Annotated in this window: 2 rRNA genes (1 of these 2 only partly in view); both read left to right on the forward strand. The window is 52.8% G+C overall.

The window, feature by feature from the left end:
• Positions 1-1,367: ribosomal RNA gene (locus tag ACIQAL_RS31530) — 23S ribosomal RNA — on the forward strand; it begins 1,624 nt to the left of the window's first position.
• Positions 1,368-1,519: 152 nt separating this feature from the next.
• Positions 1,520-1,608 (forward strand): 5S ribosomal RNA (gene rrf / locus ACIQAL_RS31535); the annotation flags it as partial.

Here is a 1,608-nt window from a genome sequence, read left to right on the forward strand (position 1 = left end):
TTGAACACGAAGTGGTTGATGCCATGCTTCCAAGAAAAGCTTCTAAGCTTCAGGTAACCAGGAACCGTACCCCAAACCGACACAGGTGGTTGGGTAGAGAATACCAAGGCGCTTGAGAGAACTCGGGTGAAGGAACTAGGCAAAATGGCACCGTAACTTCGGGAGAAGGTGCGCCGGTGAGGGTGAAGGACTTGCTCCGTAAGCCCATGCCGGTCGAAGATACCAGGCCGCTGCGACTGTTTATTAAAAACACAGCACTCTGCAAACACGAAAGTGGACGTATAGGGTGTGACGCCTGCCCGGTGCCGGAAGGTTAATTGATGGGGTTAGCTAACGCGAAGCTCTTGATCGAAGCCCCGGTAAACGGCGGCCGTAACTATAACGGTCCTAAGGTAGCGAAATTCCTTGTCGGGTAAGTTCCGACCTGCACGAATGGCGTAACGATGGCGGCGCTGTCTCCACCCGAGACTCAGTGAAATTGAAATCGCTGTGAAGATGCAGTGTATCCGCGGCTAGACGGAAAGACCCCGTGAACCTTTACTATAGCTTTGCACTGGACTTTGAATTTGCTTGTGTAGGATAGGTGGGAGGCTTTGAAGCGTGAACGCCAGTTTGCGTGGAGCCATCCTTGAAATACCACCCTGGCAACTTTGAGGTTCTAACTCAGGTCCGTTATCCGGATCGAGGACAGTGTATGGTGGGTAGTTTGACTGGGGCGGTCTCCTCCTAAAGAGTAACGGAGGAGTACGAAGGTGCGCTCAGACCGGTCGGAAATCGGTCGTAGAGTATAAAGGCAAAAGCGCGCTTGACTGCGAGACAGACACGTCGAGCAGGTACGAAAGTAGGTCTTAGTGATCCGGTGGTTCTGTATGGAAGGGCCATCGCTCAACGGATAAAAGGTACTCCGGGGATAACAGGCTGATACCGCCCAAGAGTTCATATCGACGGCGGTGTTTGGCACCTCGATGTCGGCTCATCACATCCTGGGGCTGAAGCCGGTCCCAAGGGTATGGCTGTTCGCCATTTAAAGTGGTACGCGAGCTGGGTTTAGAACGTCGTGAGACAGTTCGGTCCCTATCTGCCGTGGACGTTTGAGATTTGAGAGGGGCTGCTCCTAGTACGAGAGGACCGGAGTGGACGAACCTCTGGTGTTCCGGTTGTCACGCCAGTGGCATTGCCGGGTAGCTATGTTCGGAAAAGATAACCGCTGAAAGCATCTAAGCGGGAAACTTGCCTCAAGATGAGATCTCACTGGAACCTTGAGTTCCCTGAAGGGCCGTCGAAGACTACGACGTTGATAGGTTGGGTGTGTAAGCGCTGTGAGGCGTTGAGCTAACCAATACTAATTGCCCGTGAGGCTTGACCATATAACACCCAAGCAATTTGTGATTCGAGAGAGCCAGATTGCGGTGACTGTGAAGACGACAGCAACCGAAAGTTTGCAGCACAGACGAACGACCTGATCACATACCTGATTTGCTGAGGCGAGGCCGCTGGCCACGACTTGGTACCCGAATTTCTTGACGACCATAGAACATTGGAACCACCTGATCCCATCCCGAACTCAGAAGTGAAACGATGTATCGCCGATGGTAGTGTGGGGTTTCC

It is taken from the genome of Pseudomonas sp. NPDC088368 (genome assembly GCF_044753445.1).
In the GTDB taxonomy this organism is placed as follows: Bacteria; Pseudomonadota; Gammaproteobacteria; order Pseudomonadales; family Pseudomonadaceae; genus Aquipseudomonas; species Aquipseudomonas bambusae.